Genomic DNA, 17,358 nt, shown 5'->3' with positions numbered 1-17,358 from the left:
CTAGCGGCGAGACGGGTGAGGGGTTGCCTCCGCGCACTGATCTGAATTGAGGATGCAGACCCCTCATCCGGCGCTTCGCGCCACCTTCTCCCACAAGGGGAGAAGGAAGAAGGTTACGCCACCGCCCGCCGCCCGATAATCGCAAAACGCAATTTGCCCGAAACGAAATCGATCGCGGCGACTGCGACCAGGATCATCAGGATCAGGAACGACACCTTCTGCCATTCCAGCACGCGGATCTGCTCGGCGAGCTGGAGGCCGATGCCGCCGGCGCCGACGATGCCGATGATGGTGGCCGAGCGCGTATTCGACTCGATGAAATAGAGCACCTGCCCGGCAATCACGGGCAGGACCTGCGGCAGCAGGCCGAAGCGAATCTCGTGCAGCGCGCTACCGCCGGAGGCGCGGATGCCCTCGACCTGCTTCTGGTCGGCGCCCTCGATCGCCTCCGAGAACAGTTTTCCAAACGCGCCGAAATCCGACACGGCAATAGCGAGCACGCCGGCAAACGGGCCGAGCCCGACCACGTTGATCCACACCAGCGCCCAGATCAGCGTGTCGACTCCGCGGATTGAATCCAGGAAGCGCCGCACCGGAAACCGCAAAATCCTCGACGGCACCACATTGCGCGCGGCAAGAAGACTGACCGGCAGCGCGAAGACCGCGGCCAGCGTCGTGCCGAGCAGCGCAATCGACAGCGTCTCGCCCAGCGCCTTCAGATAGACCGGCAGCGACGAGCCGGGATCCGGCGGGATCATCATCAGGCTGATCCAACCGAGCTGGCTGAGCCCCGCGAACAACCGCGACGGCGAGAAGTCGAGATCGATGAGGCCATAAATCAGAACCGCGAGCGCCGCGACGATCATCGCCGGCATCGGGAGCCGCGCCGAAGCCGGCCGGTCGAACACATCAGGGTAGCGCGCGCGAAGCGCTGATGTGTCAATGTCCTGCGGCCCCGTCACGTCCGCGCCTCCTTGCCGAACAGGCGGCCGCGCAGCCAGCCGGTGCTGATGTCGATAATGAAAACCGTGACGATGATGGTGAGCAGGATGGCGCTGACGTCCGAGTAGTAGAACTTGCGGATGGCGACGACGAGCTCCTGGCCGATGCCGCCGGCACCGACGAAGCCCATCACGGAGGCCTCGCGGACGTTGATCTCGAAACGCAGCAGCGCGTAGCTGGCATAGCCCGCCGTGACCTGCGGCAGGATGGCGAAGCGCATGCAGGACAGCCAGCTCGCGCCGGTCGAGCGGACGCCTTCGACCGGTTTCATGTCGGCGTTCTCGACGATCTCCGAGAACAGCTTTCCAAGCGCGCCGGTGGAGTGAATCGCGATCGCCAGCACGCCCGCCATCGGCCCCAGCCCGAAGGCGATCACGAAGATCAGGGCAAACACGATGCCGGGGACCGTGCGGGCGAATTCGAGCAGGCGCCGCACGACGAAGCGCAACCACGGCGCGGGCGAGGTGTTTTCAGCCGCAAAGAAGTTCAGGCAAAACGCAAAAGTCGCGCCGATCAGCGTGCCGACATAGGAGATCAGCAAAGTCTCGCCCAGCATCCTCAGCCATTTGCGCCAGCCCCACAGCCACTCGCCGACATCGGTCCAGACCCGCTGGCCGGTGTCGAGTGTGAGGATGCGGTCGAAATAGCTGATGAAGTTGCCAAAGTGGGCGAACAGCGTGCGCAGATTCACTTCAGCGCCGATCGCGGCCAGACACAGTGCTGCGGCGAAGATCACGGCTCCAGACAGGATTCGGAGCCGCTTGCGCGCCACCGCCTGGCGATAGGCGGCGTTGAGCACGGCGAGCTGTTGCTCGGGGAGGATCGAAACCGCGACGGTCATCTTGGCCAGGAAAATGGTCAATCAAAGAGAAAGAGCCGGGTCCATCGACCCGGCTCCAGTGGCATCGTCCCGAAACTCAGGACGCCTTCTTCTTACGCAGCGCATCGACGAACTTGATCAGCTCGATCGTGCCATCCCAATCCTTGGTGGTCGCGGGATGAAAACCCTTCTTCTGGCCGTCCTGGAGGCGATGGAACGCAGCCTTGTCCTTGGCCGGCGCGTCGAAGAACGCCTTGGCGATGGCGGCCTTGGCCTCTTCCGGCAGGTCAGAATTGTAGGCATAGGGGCCGTTGATGATCGGCGCCGACTTGTGGATGATGCGGAAATCATCCTTCTTCATCGCCGAGCCATCGGCATTCTTCAGCATGCCCTTGGTCAGCATCTGCGCTAATGTCGAGTCGTTGTCGCTGGTCCACTGGTTGGCCGCGACGTCGACCGTGCCCTGCGCCAGCGCCAGGATCGCGTTCTCGTGGCTTCCGGTGAAGACGACCTTGCTGAAATAGGTGTCGGCGTCCGCGATGCCCATCTTGTCGAGCTCGAAGCGCGGCACGTTGTTGCCGGAGGTCGAGTTCGGGTCGACCAGGCCGAGGTTCTTGCCCTTGAGCTGGTCGATGCTCTTGTAGGCGCTGCTCGCCTTGACGAAGAACACCGAGTAATAACCGGTGGAGCCGTCGGAGTTGATGTCGTTGGCGAAGGCGTCGGTCTTGACGCCGGTCAGGCGGGCGCGGGCGAACGAGGCCGAGCCGTAGCTCGCGATGTGAATGTTGCCGGCACGCTGGCCTTCGATTACGGCAGCGTAGTCGTTGGCGATGCGCAGCGTGACTTTCACGCCCAATTCCCTGGAGAGATAGCTCATGAACGGCGCCCAGCGCTCGGTCACGCCCGAGGCGTTTTCCGCCGGAATGACCGCGAAGGTCAGCTCGGGATATTTGGCTTTCCAGTCTTCGGCGGAGGCCGAAGTCGTCAACGCGAGCGCGGCGGCGCCGGCGAGAATCAATCTGCGAGTAATCATGATAGCCTCTTCATTGGTTGAGGTCGGTTGACGCAAAATTGGTAAGTCCTGATGCGGCGCAGCTCAGGCGGCGGCCGCCGTTCCAAGCGCCGGAATGCCCTGTCGCACCGGTGCAGGCGTGCCGCCCATGACTTCGGCGGCTTCGAGATCGTAGAGCTCGCGCGCCACGTGGTCGGTCAGCTCGGCCGGCGCGCCGTCGAACACCACGCGGCCCTGCGCCATGCCAATCAGGCGGTCGCAATAGCTGCGCGCCAGGTCGAGCGAATGCAGATTGCAGAGCACCGTGATGCCGAAGTGCTTGTTGATGCGCAGCAGCGCATCCATGACGATCTTGGTGTTGCGCGGATCGAGCGAGGCGATCGGCTCGTCGGCGAGGATGATGTCGGGCTGCTGCACCAGCGCGCGGGCAATCGCGACGCGCTGCTGCTGGCCGCCGGAGAGCTGATCGGCGCGCTGGGCCGCGAGCGGGGCAATGTCGAACTGTTCGAGCGCGGACATCGCCAGCGCCCTGTCCTGCTCGGGCCAGGTCTGCGACAGCGAGCGCCAGGCCGGCATCGTCGCAAGCCGTCCCATCAGGACGTTGGTGAGCACATCGAGCCGGCCCACCAGATTGAACTGCTGAAAGATCATCGCCGAGCGCGCCCGCCACTGCCGCAGCTCCTTGCCGCGCAGCGCCGTGACGTCGAGGCCGTCGAACAGGATGCGGCCCTGTGCAGGGGTCGCGAGACGGTTGATGGTGCGCAGCAGGGTCGACTTGCCGGCGCCGGAGCGTCCGATCACGCCGACGAAGCCGCCGGGAGAGACTTGAAACGAGGCGTCGTCCACCGCGGCTTTCACGCCGAAGCGACACGTCAGACCTTCAACCACCAGCATGCAGGGCTCCAGAGTAGCTGGGACCCACCGCTAACGCCGGCGCTTGACACTTGTGTGACACGGACGTTGCGGTGCGGCGATCCTACACACCTCATCTCCTGTTCATCCCCTGTCATGGCGTCGTCATGACATTGTCATCAAGCCGCTCGAAGAGAAACGCCCGCCCTCTCGTTCGGATTCAACATGGCCGCCAAAGCTCTTTCGGTCCAGCCGACTGTCGATCCCTCCGCGAAGCTGCACGACGCCAGGCTTGGGGCCTACACCGAGGTCGGCGCGCGCACGATGCTGCACGAGGTGACGATGGGGGATTACTCCTATGTCGTGAACGACGCCCAGATCACCTACACCACCATCGGAAAATTCTGCTCGATCGCGGCGATGACACGGATCAATCCGGGCAATCACCCGATGCAACGCGCCACGCAGGCGCACTTCACCTATCGTTCGAGCGCCTATTTCGAAGGCGAGAGCGACGACACGGAATTCTTCGACTGGCGGCGCCAGCATCACGTCCATATCGGCCATGACGTCTGGATCGGCCATGGCGCGATCGTTCTGCCGGGCCGCAACATCGGCACCGGCGCGGTGATCGCGGCCGGCGCCATCGTCACCAAGGACGTTCCGGCCTACACCATCGTCGCCGGCAATCCGGCGCGCATCGTGCGCCGGCGGTTCTCGGAAGAGGTTGCGGGGCGGCTTGCGAGGCTCGCTTGGTGGGACTGGGATCACGACAAGTTGCGTGAAGCCCTGCCCAATTTCCGCAAGCTCGGGATTGAGGATTTCCTCACGGCATACGAAGCAGGGGCACCCTCTTCTGCCAGCAAACGAAGCGCGGTCGCGTGACAGACATATTCCTCGAGGGCGGGCGGGCCCTGATCGGCTCCGAGTTCGCCGAAACGTCGCTTCTCGTGTCCGGAACGGACATCGCAGAGATCAATGCCTCGCGCAGCCGGGCGCGGCTGGCGATCAAGGCGCGCGATCTGCTGGTCCTGCCGGGCATCGTCGATCTGCATGGCGATGCCTTCGAGCGACAGATGATGCCGCGCGCCGGGGTCGATTTCCCGATCGACGTCGCGCTCGCCGACAGCGACCGCCAGGCGATCAGCAACGGCATCACCACGGTTTTTCACGCCACGACCTGTTCGTGGGAGCCGGGCCTGCGCAGCGCCGGCAATGCGCGCAGCCTGATGGAGGCGATCGAACGGCAGCGCCCGCAATTCGCCGCCGACACCCGCTTTCACCTGCGCCACGAGACCTACAATCTCGACGCCGAAACCGAGATCAGCCAATGGCTCACTGAGGGCCGCGTCGACCTGTTCGCCTTCAACGACCACATGGACGGCACGGTTGGGGACATGGCCAAGCCGCGCAAGCGCAATCGCATGGTGGAGCGCACCGGCCTGTCGAGCGAGGAATTCGACCGGCTGGTCGGACACATAATGTCCCGCGCCGCGGATGTGCCGGCTTCCGTGTCACGGCTGGCCGCGACGGCCCGCGCCGCCGACGTGCGGATGCTCTCGCACGATGATGCGACGCCGGCGATGCGCGAAGGCTTTCGCGCCATGGGCGTGGCGATTGCGGAGTTTCCGATCAACGAGGAGACAGCGCGGGCGGCAGCAAGCCACGGTGACGCCATCGTCTACGGCGCGCCGAACGTCGTGCGCGGAGGCAGCCACACGGGCTGGACCAGGGCATCCGACATGATCGCCAAAGGGCTCTGCTCGGTTCTGGCCTCGGACTACTACTATCCCGCGCAGCTGCTCGCTGCGTTCCGGCTCGCCGCCGATGGCGTGCTGCCGCTGACCGAGGCCTGGAATCTGGTCTCCGCCGCGCCCGCGCGCGCGACCGGTCTTGCAGATCGCGGCGTGCTCGCGGAAGGCCGGCGCGCGGACATTCTGCTGGTCGACGACAGCATGCCGCTGCGGCCGCGGCTGATCGCCGTGATATCAGGCGGCAAGCTCGTGCATCTCACCGAGGCGACGCGGTTGCTTGGCATGCCAGCTACCCCGCGCCAAGCTGTCGCCGCGGCATAAACCCGCTATGCTCGGACGATGACGAGTTTCCCCCGCTACGCGATCTATTTTGCCGCAGGCAGCGACAGCGCGCTCACCCGCTTCGGCGCGGAGTTGCTCGGCTACGATGCCTATACCGGCAACGAGCTGCCGTTTCCCGCCGACGCATCGCGTCTCGCGCCGGACTGGCGTGATGTCACCGCCGATCCCCGCAAATACGGCTTTCACGCCACGCTGAAGGCGCCGATGGCGCTGGCGTCCGACAGGCGCGAGGTCGAGCTTGTTGCGGCCTGCGCGACATTCGCCGGCAGGGCACGCGCAATTCCGGTGATCCGCCCGGTCGTCGATTCCATCAGCGGCTTCATCGCCGTCATTCCCGGGGAGCCGGTCGGCGAACTCCAGCAGCTCGCCGCCGATTGCGCGCGCGACTTCGACTCCTTCCGCGCGCCGCTGAGCGCGGAAGACCGTGCGCGGCGCAAGCCGGAGAAGCTGAGCGAACGGCAGCGCCACTATCTCGACCGCTGGGGCTATCCTTACGTGATGGAGGAATTCCGTTTCCACATGACGTTGACGGGCCGGCTCGACGTGGAGCGGCGCGGGCCGATTCTGGAAATGCTGCAGGGAAGGTTTGCTGCGCTCGGCCTCAAGACGCTTGCGATCGATCGCGTCGCGCTGTTCAAACAGGACCACGCCAAGGCTCGCTTCCGCATCATCGGCGAGTGGGCTTTGACCCAGTAAGTGTCAGTGCCAGCTCGCGAGATTGAAGCCGAAGGCCACAACGCCAACCAGAATGAGGCTGGTGGCCCAGATTACATCCAGATTGAACCAGCTTCGCGAGACGAACCTCAATCCCAGATGGCGGTAGACCAGCCACGCCAGACATCCGCCGGCGCTGACCATGGCAGCGACGTGCACCAAAGACACCAGAACCGCCATCCCGAGACTCGCCTTCATCAGCGCGCCGGCGGCCTCATGGCCGGCATCGAGTTCGAAGGCCTGGCAGAGCCCGAGATAGATCGGCACGAGCATCAAGGCGGCGCCGTGAGCAATGGCAACGGCAAATGACCAGAGCGCCAATTGCGTCGGCGGAATTCGTGCCAGCGCGCGCGGATGGCGCCGCTCGACCAGCCGATAGACGCCGAAGCCGATGACGAAAAGGCTCGCGCCGAGCTGGATCGAACGCTGCCACTCGGCCAGCACGAGCAGGAACGCGAATGGCAGCAGCACGAGAAGCGTTGCCAGGAGATGTCCGGCGGCCAGAGCCCACAACGCACGAAAGAGCGCGCGCGGGCTCTTGTCCATGAGCCCGGCCGAAACGGCGAGCGGCCAGCCCATTCCCGGATTGACCCCGTGATAGAGACCGCTCGCAACAAGAGCGAGCCACAGCCAGCCGAGGCTCGCGTGTGCCCAATCTAGGCCGACGGGTAGCAAAAGGAGTCCGTCGAACAATCGCCGCCCTCCAGCCTGATCTGGTGCGCACGATATCCGTCGGGGAAGCTCACGAAGTAGTTCTTGTCGAGCTCGAAGCCACCATTGCGACCGACATTGGCCATGACTTCCAAACCCGGAACGCCATCGGGATAGAACTGGTCATCCCAGGTGGAATAGAGCGAATTGGTCCAGTACACCCGCCTGCCGTCCCGGCTGATCTCGACCATCTGCGGACCGGCCGCAAATGCCTTGCCGTTCGGATGGGGGGTGCGGCGCGCGATGCCGCCGATGTGAACCGAGCCCGCAAGCTTCGGCTTTCGCGGATCACTCACGTCGTACTGGCGCATTTCACCCGTGCCCCAGCACGAGACATAGAGAAAACGATCATCCATCGACAGGTCGATGTCGGTCACCAGCGGCGGCACGGCGCCAAAGCCCTGAAGCAGCGGCGGGAGCTTCTCCTTTGGCGCAGGCTCGGGCGGGATCGTCGCCGTCTTCTCCGCATGGAATTTTCCGCCTTCGCGCCACCAGGTCCAGATCGAGGCTTCGAGATTCGTGGTGTCGACCACAACGCCTACAAAGCCGTATTCGCGAACCGGATCGTGCGCCGGCCGTACCTCCAGCGCCATCTGATGATTGGCGCCGAGGTCGATGGTCTGCACGTTGCGACGGGCGCGGAGATCCCAGAAGTGGAGACGATGGCCATATTTGTTCGCCAGCAGATCTTCCGGGACGATCCCGTTCTCGAACTGCGGCGGCAATGCCCATTCGCTCGTCACCACGTAGTCGCGCGGCAGGTTCCACCAGAAATCATAGTGCAGCGTCTGCGGACCGCGGTCGATCTCCCATCGTCCAAGGACCTCGAACGTCTCGCAATCCATGATGAAGACGCCTGGAGGCCCGTTGGTGCCGTCCTTGCCGCCGCCGCCGAGCGTGCTCACATAGACGCCGTCCGGCCCGCAATGGATGGTGTGCGGCCGCGAATAGCCGGTCTTTTTGAAGACTTCCTCGGGCTCGATGATCTTGTGGATTTTGGCTTTGGTCGGATCGGGCTTGGTATCGATGATGTAAATCCGCGACGAGCGCAGCCCGGGGATGATGAGATAGCGCCGCTCGATGAAGGCATGCCCAGTGAGCGGCGACAAGGCGGAGGAGCAGGCATTCCAGCCGAAGTGATGAAACTCATCGCCCTTGTTGGGCATCGTCACGGTGTGGACGATCTGGCTGTAGGTCGGCGATCCCGGCTTGGCGTCGATCACCGCGAGAGCATCCGGTTTCGAGAAATCCGGACTGAGCAGCAACGTGTAGGCAAAGTTCTCCGCAGGAGCTTCCATCGCAAGCTTGGGCGATGCGTGAAAGGTGGGATCCGGCCTCATCGTCATGGCACTGCCTCCCTGTTTCGTTGGTTCGCACCAACCTGGTTCGGAATAGCGGCATAATGAAGAGCTGTTGCGCGATGTCTTGAGTTGCTCCGCGGGCCAGGTTGGCGAGCGTACAATATGTCATCGCCGGGCTGCGGGAAACCGCCCGAACCGCGTTAATTCGACGCCTTCAGCCAGATGGAAGCTGGCGGGATCAGGCCAGGGGTGCGCACCTCACACTCAGCGTCGTCCCGGCCTTCGCCGGGACGACAGCGTTGCGCTACTTCCCCCACCTCAACGCCAGCGCATCGCGCTCCTTGGCCAACTCCAGCAGCCCGGCCCGCGTCGCCGGGTGCAACGGCTGGAGCGGATGCCGCACCGTGTCCGACTTGATCACGCCGCCGGCCTGCATCATCGCCTTGCAGGCGATCAGGCCGCATTGGCGGTTTTCGTAGTTGATCAGCGGCAGCCAGCGTTCGTAGGCGGCTTTGGCCTCTTCACGCTTGCCGGCGAAATAGGGATCGACGATCTGGCGGATGCCGTCGGGATAGCCGCCGCCGGTCATCGCGCCGGTGGCGCCGGCATCGAGATCGGCGAGCAGCGTGATCGCTTCCTCGCCGTCCCAGGGACCCTCGATATCGCTGCCGCCGGCGTCGATCAGGCTGCGCAGCTTTGCAGCCGCGCCCGGCACCTCGATCTTGAAATAACGGATGTTGGCGAAATCGCGCGCCAGCCGCGCGAGTAGCTCAACCGACAGGGGGGTGCCGGCGACAGGCGCATCCTGGATCATGATCGGAATCTTGATCGCGCCCGACAGCACCTTGAAGAATTCGACGACGCCTTTTTCGGGCACGCGGAAGGTGGCGCCGTGATAGGGCGGCATCACCATGACCATGGCGGCACCGGCCGCCTCGGCCTGCCGGCTGCGCGCGGCGCAGACGGCCGAGCTGAAATGCGTGGTGGTGACGATCACGGGAACGCGGCCCGCGACATGCTCCAGCACCGCATGCATCACGGTCTCACGCTCGGCATCCGTGAGCACGAACTGCTCGGAGAAATTGGCGAGAATGCACAGACCGTTCGAGCCTGCGTCGATCATGAAATCGATGCAGCGACGCTGTCCCTCAAGGTCGAGTTCGCCGCGCTCGTCGAAGATGGTGGGTGCGACCGGGAACACGCCGCGATAGGGGCGCTGGGCCTTGTGGTGGGGCGTGACCGGCATCGAACTCTCCATCCCTGATATCTCTTACATCTGCCGCGACGCTCGCACAGCGCCACAGATGTACCCGCCGCGCGCATCGGCGGCAATGCCGATCGCGCGACGTAAGGACGGAAGATTGTCGAAGCTATGCGGTCCTCACCGCGCCCAAAAAGCCCTCGACCGCGACGCGGAGACGATCGGCGTCGGCGGACATTTTCGTCACGGACACCGACAGGACCGAACCGGCATTGCCGGTCTCCTGGTTCAGCCTGGCGACGCTGCCGATGGTGTCGGTGACCTCGCGGGTTCCCTGCGCGGCCTGCTGGAAGTTGCGGGAGATCTCGGTGGTGGCCGCACGCTGCTGTTCGACCGCTGCCGCGATCGCCGTCATCTTTTCGTCGATGCCGCTGATCGCGCCGCCGATCGCGCGGATGGCCGCGACCGCCTGGCCCGTCGCGCCCTGGATCTCCGCGACCTGGCGGGAGATTTCTTCCGTCGCCGTCGCCGTCTGCGAAGCGAGGCTCTTGACCTCGCCGGCGACCACGGCGAAGCCGCGGCCGGCCTCGCCCGCGCGCGCGGCTTCGATGGTGGCGTTCAACGCCAGGAGATTGGTCTGCCCTGCGATGGCGTTGATCATCTTCACGACCTCGCCGATGCGGCCAGCGGTCTGATCGAGGATTTCGACCGTCGCATTGGTCTGCGCTGCCTGCGACACGGCTTCGCGGGCCTCGCGGGCGCTGGCCTGCACCTGCGCGGAGATCTCGCCGACGGACGCCGAGAGTTCTTCGGTCGCCGCTGCGATGGTCTCGAGATTGTTGGTGGCCTGCTCGGCGGAGGAGGAGACCGCCGCGGTCTGGCTGCTCGATTCCGAAACCAGTGAGCGGACGTCAGTCGCGGTGGCATCGAGCTCCTTGGTCGACGCCGCAACGCTGTGAATGACGGCTTGCACGGTGTCGTCGAAACTGCGGCAGGCCGCATCGACGGTGCCGGAGCGGGCGAGCTGGAGCGCCTGCTGCGATTCGCGCTCCTGGCCCAGGCGTTCCGCGGTCGCCGCGCTCTCGCGCAGGCTTTCGAGTGCGGCCGCCATGGTGCCAAACTCGTCGGGATACCTGGATTGCGGGACGGGCGTCGCGTAGTCGCGGGCGCTGATCTTGGCGATCGCGTCCAGGATGGCGCGCACCGGGCGCATCAGGCGATTGCGCACCACGTACACGCCGGTCAGGGTCACGGCCAGCGCGAGCAGGAACGCGAGCGACTGCACGACGAGATTGGTGAGCGCCTTGGCCTGCACCGTTTCCGCCCGGACGATCGACTGGTCGAGCGCCTTGTTCGCCACCGCGACGATGGACGCAAAGGGTGACTGACACAGCGTATTCCATTCCGCGGCGGGCATCGCGGGCTTACCGCTGCCGTCGAAATTCTTGGTGAGGTCGCCGATCTGCTTGAGGGCACCGTCGGTCTTGGCCTTCGCGTCCGCCGCTGCCATCACCAGCTCCGCCGCCACGCCGGGCGCGGCCAGCAACTCGGCCATGCCCGCCCAACCGGAGGCGATCGTGCCATCCCATTGCGCCACTGACCGCTTCTGAGCGTCGTCGAGCGGCTTGCTGGCGTTGACGTTGGAGCGAAGGGACGAACAATGGATACCATAACGATCGCGCACCTGCCAGGCGAAGCGCCGGACCTGGATCATGCGGGCGATGAAGGGGTCGTCCATCCAGGCGCGGTTCGACACCGCGGTGGAAGCGAGGTTGGCCGTTTCGATCACCTTGGTGACGCCATCATACCAGGAGTTGGTGCGCTCGATCTTGCGCTCCGCGCGCGGGCGCTTGGCCTCGTCGTAGAACAGCTGGAACTGCGGCGCGGCGGCGCTCCAGCCCTGCTTCAATGTGCCAGCGAGTTCGTCGCGGCGGGCGAAATCGACGGTGGCGAGCGCGGCGCCGATGGCGTCATAGCCGCCCTGCTCGGCCTTCTCCGCCGCCTCGAGTTTTGCTCGCGGATCATCCTCGCCGAGGATCGCGCTCTGGGCATCGCCGCGATTGTTGCGCAGCGCCAGCACGCCATGGAAGATCGCCTTGTCGGCCGCGGCAAGCCGCGCGGTCTCGAGGCTGTCGCTATAGCGGCCGAACGCCCCAACCATCTGGATCGCCGTGGAGGCCAGCGCACCCGCAGCCAGCAGGGCCATCAAGGTCAGAAGGAGCGAACTTACCGATTTCTTAAACATTGCCATGGTGTCGGGGGCCTGGGTCGGGGGCCTATTCTTTCGAGCGCCACCTTGCCCGCGACATGCCAATGTTCCGTTAAGGTTTTAATCGAATGGGCGTGAGTTTCCGGCCCGACGAGCCTCAGCGCAGTCCCGGATATCACGCAACCTTGGTGAAATCCGGCGGGCGGCGTTCCGCGAACGCCGTGAAGGCCTCGCGCGCCTCAGCGGTGCGCAGGCGCAGCCCGAACTGCTCGCCTTCGGCATTCATCTGCGCGACCAGCGTCTCGCCGTTGCGCATCAGCTTCTTGGTGGCGGTGAGTGCGCCGGCCGGCTGACGGGCAAGACGCTGCGCCAGCGCGAGCGCCTCGGCATCGAGCTTGTCGAGCGGCACGACGCGGTTGGCGAGCCCCCATTCCAGCGCGGATTTGGCCGGCACCGTCTCGCCCAGCGCGAACATCTCGTAGGCCCGCGCATAGCCGATGCGCGCCGGCATCAGCAGGCTGGAAGCTGCTTCCGGCACCAGTGCGAGGCTGACGAAGGGCGTCGACAATTGCGCGTTGGCGGCAAGCACGACGAGGTCGCAATGCAGCAGCATCGTGGTGCCGACGCCGACGGCGCGGCCCTGCACCGCGGCCACCAAGGGCCGGGAGCAGCGCGCCAGCGACTGGATGAAGCGCACGACGTTGCGGCTTCCTTCCGACTTGCCCGCCGCGACCGCCGCGAACTCGCCGACATCGTTGCCGGCGGTAAACATGTCGCCTTCGCCGCGGATCAGGATCACGCGGACCGACGGATCGTGCTCGGCTGATTCGATGGCATCGGCGAGCTTGCCGTACATCGCATCCGTCAGCGCATTCTTCTTGTCGGGGCGTGCCAGCGTGAGCGTGAGAATTCCGCCGTCGTTCCGGATCCGGACGTGCTCGGTCATGGGTCTCTCCTCTATTCCTATGGATCTCTAGAAAGCTCTGTTGAAAGCTGTCTTGGAAACTTGTCCTGAATGCTGGTCAGCCAGCGCGCGACGATATCGATCTCCGAACTGGTGAATCCGTCCGTCAACGCCGCGTTGACCCGTGCCGCGCTGGCCTTCGCCTGCGCCAGTGCCGTCCGCCCCTTCGGCGTCAGCCAGACGCGCCAGGCGCGACCATCCTCGTGATCCGCGCGCCGCTCGACCAGTTTAGCCGCCGCCGTACGGTCGACCAGCCCCGAGATGCCGGCCGGCCCCATGTCGAGCGCCGCGCCCACCTCACCCATCAGGACGCCGTTCTGCTTGCCGAGGATGAACAGCAGCCCCGCTTGCGCCGGCGTGACCTCGCTCGAAGGCTGCGCCGCCATCCAGCGCTGCACGCGCCGCTGCGCCACGCTCAACAGGTAGATCAACCGATGGTGTCTCGCGCCCTCGTCTTTATTTCGCATGCGAAATAGATAATCGAGGCGGATCAGATTGTCAAAGGACGGCAGCTGGACATGTGCCGCGGCAGTCGTCGAGGAACAGGGCCGCCCCGGCGCACCAGGACCTCACCCACCAATCGCAATTAGCCGCCGCCGTCACGCTTGACGGCCGCTTCCCTTTATGTTCTCTATTCGTTCTATTCAATCATAGATTGTCCCGGAGGCCTTTCGTGATGAACAGTATGCGTGGCGAGAACCAGCCGACCCAGCTCATAATTCATAATGACGATGATACGCCGGACCAATTCGTGATGGATCTGCTTCGGCAGGTTTTCGGCAAATCAGACCGTGAAGCGACCGCGCTGATCACCCAGATCGAGCAGAAGGAAAAAGCGGTTTGCGGACCTTACCCGCAATCGGTTGCCGAAGCCCTTTTCAAATCTGCGCAACAATCCATCGAATTGGCCGGCCACCAACTGCAGGTCACGCTAGAGGCGGTCAAGAGTCCTTGCGAACTCTGTGGCAAGCCTGAGGGACAGACCGACGTTCGTATCGGCAGCCGCACGGTCTGGCTGTGCAGCGAATGCATGCGTGCGGCGGATGAGCCCTCGAACGAGCGAGAGGAGAATTTCGACTTTGCATGCGACATTCTCGATTGGCACCTTGCCAGCACTGCGCGCAGCAAACTCGTGACCACGATCCGCCAATTTCCCGGCCACATGCGGGTCGATCTCCAGGCCGCCGTCGACCGGCTCTTCGGCAAGGCCATCCGGCTGGTGGGACTGAACGAGGAGCAGCGCTACGAAACGCTGTCGATTCCACGACTGCTCAAGGAGGGCCGCTATGCGATCGCGATTGCCCCGCTGCAATATTCCGACGTCGACGTAGGCGAGAAGAGCCCGGTCAAGTGTCTGGATAACGGGCTGTGGCTGTGTGAGCAGGATCATCTCCGCTATGCGGTTTTGCTCTGCGCACACCGCGAATACAGTCGCGAGCCCGGAATTCGGATCGAAATCCTGGTACCCTCAGGTTCCGCAGGCGCGGCTCTCGTCCAGCAATGCTTCAGTGAATTGGAAGAAGCCGTACAGGCTGCGCGGACCTATCGCGGCAAGATCCTGTCGCTCGATGCCGATTCCGACTATCGCGGTCGCTCGCGCGGCATCACGGTGCATCGCTTGCCGCAGGTCGCGCGCGACGAGGTGATCCTGCCGGAGCAGACCCTGCGGCTGCTCGATCGCAACGTTCTGACCTTCGTCAACACCCGAGACCAATTGCGCCGGCTGGGTCAATCGACACGCAAAGGCATCTTGCTGTACGGGCCGCCGGGCACTGGCAAGACCCACACGATCCGTTATCTCGCAACGCATTTGCCCGGGCATACGACGCTGATCATCACGGCCGAGCAGATCGGTCTGCTCGGCGCCTATATGAGCCTGGCACGGTTGCTCCAGCCGTCGATGGTGGTGATCGAGGATGTCGATCTCATCGCCCGCGACCGCGATGACATGGGGCCGTGTGAGGAATCCATGCTGAACAAGCTGCTCAACGAGATGGACGGGCTGAAGGAAGACGCCGACATCCTGTTCGTCCTGACCACCAACCGGCCGGAGGACCTCGAGGGAGCTCTCGCGGGTCGCCCCGGCCGCATCGATCAAGCCATCGAAGTGCCGCTGCCAGACGAGACCGGCCGCGGCAAGCTGGTCCGGCTCTACGGCAGGGGATTGCCGCTCGAGGGGGCCGTGATCGCGGAGGCTGCCCGACGCAGCGAGGGCACGAGTTGCGCCTTCATCAAGGAGCTGATGCGGCGGCTGGCGCAAGGAAGCATCGCGCGGGACGGCGGCAACACCGTGATCTCGGCCGATATCGACGAGGCGCTTGACGACATGCTGTTCTCCGGCGGCCGGCTTAACGCGCAGCTGCTCGGCGGCGCGCAGGCAATGGCCACCGGGTGACGCTCCGAAGTGGCGCGCCTGCTACGGCGCGCACATGAAGCTCGACGCCTCCGTCACTGGGCCGCTCTTGTAGTGCGGCCAGGCCGGCCAGCGGCACAGCGGCAGCGCGCGAAGCGTCGCAAACGACGGCGCCTCGACCTTCTGCTCGGTAACTTCCAGATCGCCGGGCGCCCTGCCCTTTTCGACCCAGTCGACCAGCACGCTCAGCATGTCGACATTGGCCGGCGCGCCGGAGCCGACATGGTCGACCCCTGGCGCGGTGTAGAGCCGCGCGAACTCGGCCGTCTCGGCTTTGCCGACCTTGCGTTCGACGTTCTCGAAATAGCGGATGCCGGCATAGGGGCTTTGCGCGTAGTCCGCCATATGTTCGAGCATGATCAGCCGGCCGCCGCGAGCGCGGAAGCGGCTGAGGTCGGGGTCGGTGGAATCCATCAGGCTGGAGACCTCGAGCAGCCGCGCCTTGTGCGCTTCGGGCTTATACGTCGTCACGTCGAGCTTGGGATCGCGCGCGAACACGTATTGGATGCCGCCGGCGCCGTAGATCCAGGCGATGCCATTATTGGGCGCGGGCGGCTGCGCGGGAGGCGCCGTGCCAAGCCACCACGCGACCCAGCCGCCGGTCGGGCCGACCGCCGGCGTGTCCTCGCCCGACACGCCCCAGCCCGGATAATCGTCGAGGCCATTGGCGAGCGCGAACGGGAATTTGTAGGTCGCATGCAAGGTCTCGATCGCCTTGATCTGTGCGTCGGTGAGGCACTGATCGCCCGTCTTGCCGCTCGCGCAACGCAGCGTCTCCACCTTGAAGGCCGCCTTGCAGGAAACGGGATCTTGCACCAGCGCGTCATCGGAGCCGTCGGCCTTGTCGCAAGCGGCCCGCACGGCATCGCCGACTAGCTTCACCTGCGCCGGATTGATCCAGCCATCACCCATGGTCACGAGCCCCGAACGCGTGCCGGCATGCTGCAGGCCGACCCAGTTGATGACGGGCACGCGAGCAAAGATGCCGTCGAAATCATCAGGGTAGCGCTGCGCCATGGTGAGGCCTTCGCGGCCGCCTTCGGACGACCCCATGAAGTACATTTTCTCCGGCGCCTTGCCGTAAGCGCGCTGCATCAGCGCGACGGCGGCATCGCGCACCTTCTTGTAGGCGCGATGGGCGAAATTCTCGAAGGCTTCGTCGTTGAGCGCGAACAGCTGCGGCGGCTCGCCCGGCTTGGACTCGTGACCGGAATCGGTGCCGTAGGTGACGAAGCCGCGCGCGAGCGGCGACGGCTTGTCGAAGGGATAGGCCGGCGGCAGCGCCAGGCCCGTGATCAGCACGCCATTGAATCCGCCGCCGCCATATTGCAGCGAACGGCCGTTCCATTCGACGGGCAAATTGACCTGAAACTTGATCGGCGGCGCCTTGGGATCGGTGGGATCGATGTGGCCGAGCACCTTGCAGAAGCCGGGATTGGCGGGCGTGACGCGCCCCGACGGCGTCGGGCCGCGTTCGGCGACGGCCAGTTGCGACGGCGCCAGCAACGTCGCCGAATCCACCTTCACGGCGTCAGCGCCGCCGACGAGGCCCTTGCAGACAGTGTCCGCATCCTCAGTCAGCGTCACCGCTGAAGCGGAATTCGCGCCCAGCGCGCCCGCTGCGCCCACCAGCAATGCGCACAGCTTCACATGGATTTGCGCCATCGTTTCCCCCTGAGTTTCTGTTCGTTATGTCAGCAGGCCGCATTCAAGGCGCCCTGCGGCCGCTCGTCAATGCAGTGCTAGTGCTCAAACACCAGCCGCGCGCCGACGGTGCCGTCGAGGGCGCGGATCTGCTGGAGCAGCGCGCCTGAATCCTGGCCGCCGAGGTCGGCATCGAGCACGACGTAACCGAGGTCGCCGGAGGTCTCCAGATACTGCGCAGCGATGTTGATGTCGCGCTGGAGGAAGACCTCGTTGAGCCGGCGCAGCATGCCGGGCACGTTGCGATGGACGTGGCTGAAGCGCGCGCCGGAGGGACGCAGATGCAGCTGCACTTCCGGAAAATTCACCGCGCCCGTGGTCGATCCGGTGATGAAAAAGTCGACCAGCTTGCGCGCCAC

Annotated in this window: 15 protein-coding genes and 1 pseudogene; 4 read left to right on the top strand and 12 right to left on the bottom strand. The window is 64.9% G+C overall.

Annotated features, from left to right (window positions below):
• Positions 1-113 precede the first annotated feature (113 nt).
• From phnE (IVB32_RS21885) to phnC, 4 genes are all read right to left on the bottom strand, one after another.
• Entirely contained in the window at positions 114-962 is an 849-nt protein-coding gene (phnE, locus tag IVB32_RS21885; protein WP_026232457.1) for a phosphonate ABC transporter, permease protein PhnE, read from the bottom strand.
• Complete coding sequence (gene phnE, locus IVB32_RS21880; protein ID WP_026232456.1) at positions 959-1,843, bottom strand: phosphonate ABC transporter, permease protein PhnE; 885 nt, start codon at positions 1,841-1,843, stop codon at positions 959-961. Before phnE (IVB32_RS21880) ends, phnE (IVB32_RS21885) begins: the two co-directional genes overlap by 4 nt.
• A gap of 76 nt (positions 1,844-1,919) precedes the next feature.
• Entirely contained in the window at positions 1,920-2,855 is a 936-nt protein-coding gene (phnD, locus tag IVB32_RS21875; RefSeq protein WP_026232455.1) for a phosphonate ABC transporter substrate-binding protein, read from the bottom strand.
• A 63-nt stretch (positions 2,856-2,918) separates the two neighbouring features.
• Positions 2,919-3,728: a phosphonate ABC transporter ATP-binding protein gene (gene phnC, locus IVB32_RS21870; protein ID WP_018453073.1), complete on the bottom strand. Its 810-nt coding sequence runs from the start codon at positions 3,726-3,728 to the stop codon at positions 2,919-2,921.
• Between the two features lie 183 nt (positions 3,729-3,911).
• Here phnC and IVB32_RS21865 point away from each other — a divergent pair, with 183 nt between their 5' ends.
• From IVB32_RS21865 to IVB32_RS21855, 3 genes are read left to right on the top strand one after another with little or no spacing between them, the layout of a single operon-like run.
• Complete coding sequence (locus IVB32_RS21865; protein ID WP_018453072.1) at positions 3,912-4,571, top strand: acetyltransferase; 660 nt, start codon at positions 3,912-3,914, stop codon at positions 4,569-4,571.
• Complete coding sequence (locus tag IVB32_RS21860) at positions 4,568-5,761, top strand: alpha-D-ribose 1-methylphosphonate 5-triphosphate diphosphatase (RefSeq protein ID WP_018453071.1); 1,194 nt, start codon at positions 4,568-4,570, stop codon at positions 5,759-5,761. The genes IVB32_RS21865 and IVB32_RS21860 overlap by 4 nt, the downstream gene beginning before the upstream one ends.
• 18 nt (positions 5,762-5,779) lie before the next feature.
• Positions 5,780-6,478 (top strand): DUF1045 domain-containing protein, encoded by a 699-nt coding sequence (locus tag IVB32_RS21855; protein ID WP_018453070.1) that lies wholly within the window; start codon positions 5,780-5,782, stop codon positions 6,476-6,478.
• 3 nt (positions 6,479-6,481) lie between these two features.
• Here the strand turns inward: IVB32_RS21855 and IVB32_RS21850 are convergent, their stop codons facing one another.
• The 6 genes from IVB32_RS21850 to IVB32_RS21825 form a co-directional block, all read right to left on the bottom strand.
• Positions 6,482-7,075, bottom strand: coding sequence for a hypothetical protein (locus IVB32_RS21850; RefSeq protein WP_018453069.1), 594 nt, complete (start codon positions 7,073-7,075; stop codon positions 6,482-6,484).
• A 77-nt stretch (positions 7,076-7,152) separates the two neighbouring features.
• On the bottom strand, positions 7,153-8,553 hold the full coding sequence (locus tag IVB32_RS21845) for a selenium-binding family protein (protein ID WP_247299231.1): 1,401 nt from the start codon (positions 8,551-8,553) through the stop codon (positions 7,153-7,155).
• 259 nt (positions 8,554-8,812) lie between these two features.
• A complete protein-coding gene (locus IVB32_RS21840) occupies positions 8,813-9,754 on the bottom strand; it encodes a dihydrodipicolinate synthase family protein (protein WP_026232453.1) in 942 nt (313 codons plus the stop codon).
• Positions 9,755-9,878: 124 nt separating this feature from the next.
• Positions 9,879-11,960 (bottom strand): methyl-accepting chemotaxis protein, encoded by a 2,082-nt coding sequence (locus IVB32_RS21835; RefSeq protein ID WP_247411409.1) that lies wholly within the window; start codon positions 11,958-11,960, stop codon positions 9,879-9,881.
• A gap of 133 nt (positions 11,961-12,093) precedes the next feature.
• Positions 12,094-12,864: an enoyl-CoA hydratase gene (locus tag IVB32_RS21830; RefSeq protein WP_018453065.1), complete on the bottom strand. Its 771-nt coding sequence runs from the start codon at positions 12,862-12,864 to the stop codon at positions 12,094-12,096.
• A gap of 17 nt (positions 12,865-12,881) precedes the next feature.
• Positions 12,882-13,349 (bottom strand): MarR family winged helix-turn-helix transcriptional regulator, encoded by a 468-nt coding sequence (locus IVB32_RS21825; protein ID WP_247369100.1) that lies wholly within the window; start codon positions 13,347-13,349, stop codon positions 12,882-12,884.
• A gap of 209 nt (positions 13,350-13,558) precedes the next feature.
• Here IVB32_RS21825 and IVB32_RS21820 point away from each other — a divergent pair, with 209 nt between their 5' ends.
• A complete protein-coding gene (locus IVB32_RS21820; RefSeq protein WP_247337563.1) occupies positions 13,559-15,277 on the top strand; it encodes an ATP-dependent Clp protease adaptor ClpS in 1,719 nt (572 codons plus the stop codon).
• Positions 15,278-15,298: 21 nt separating this feature from the next.
• On the opposite strand, the gene IVB32_RS21815 is transcribed toward IVB32_RS21820, so the two are convergent.
• Positions 15,299-16,960, bottom strand: a complete 1,662-nt coding sequence (locus IVB32_RS21815) for a tannase/feruloyl esterase family alpha/beta hydrolase (protein ID WP_018453062.1) — start codon at positions 16,958-16,960, stop codon at positions 15,299-15,301.
• 77 nt (positions 16,961-17,037) lie between these two features.
• A pseudogene (locus IVB32_RS21810) lies at positions 17,038-17,358 on the bottom strand (phosphoglycerate dehydrogenase); the annotation flags it as partial.

Source organism: Bradyrhizobium sp. 23 (assembly GCF_023073295.1).
Taxonomy (GTDB): domain Bacteria; phylum Pseudomonadota; class Alphaproteobacteria; order Rhizobiales; family Xanthobacteraceae; genus Bradyrhizobium; species Bradyrhizobium canariense_D.
The sequence above is the reverse complement of the archived record's forward strand: the minus strand, read 5'-3'. Positions and strand labels throughout refer to the sequence as shown.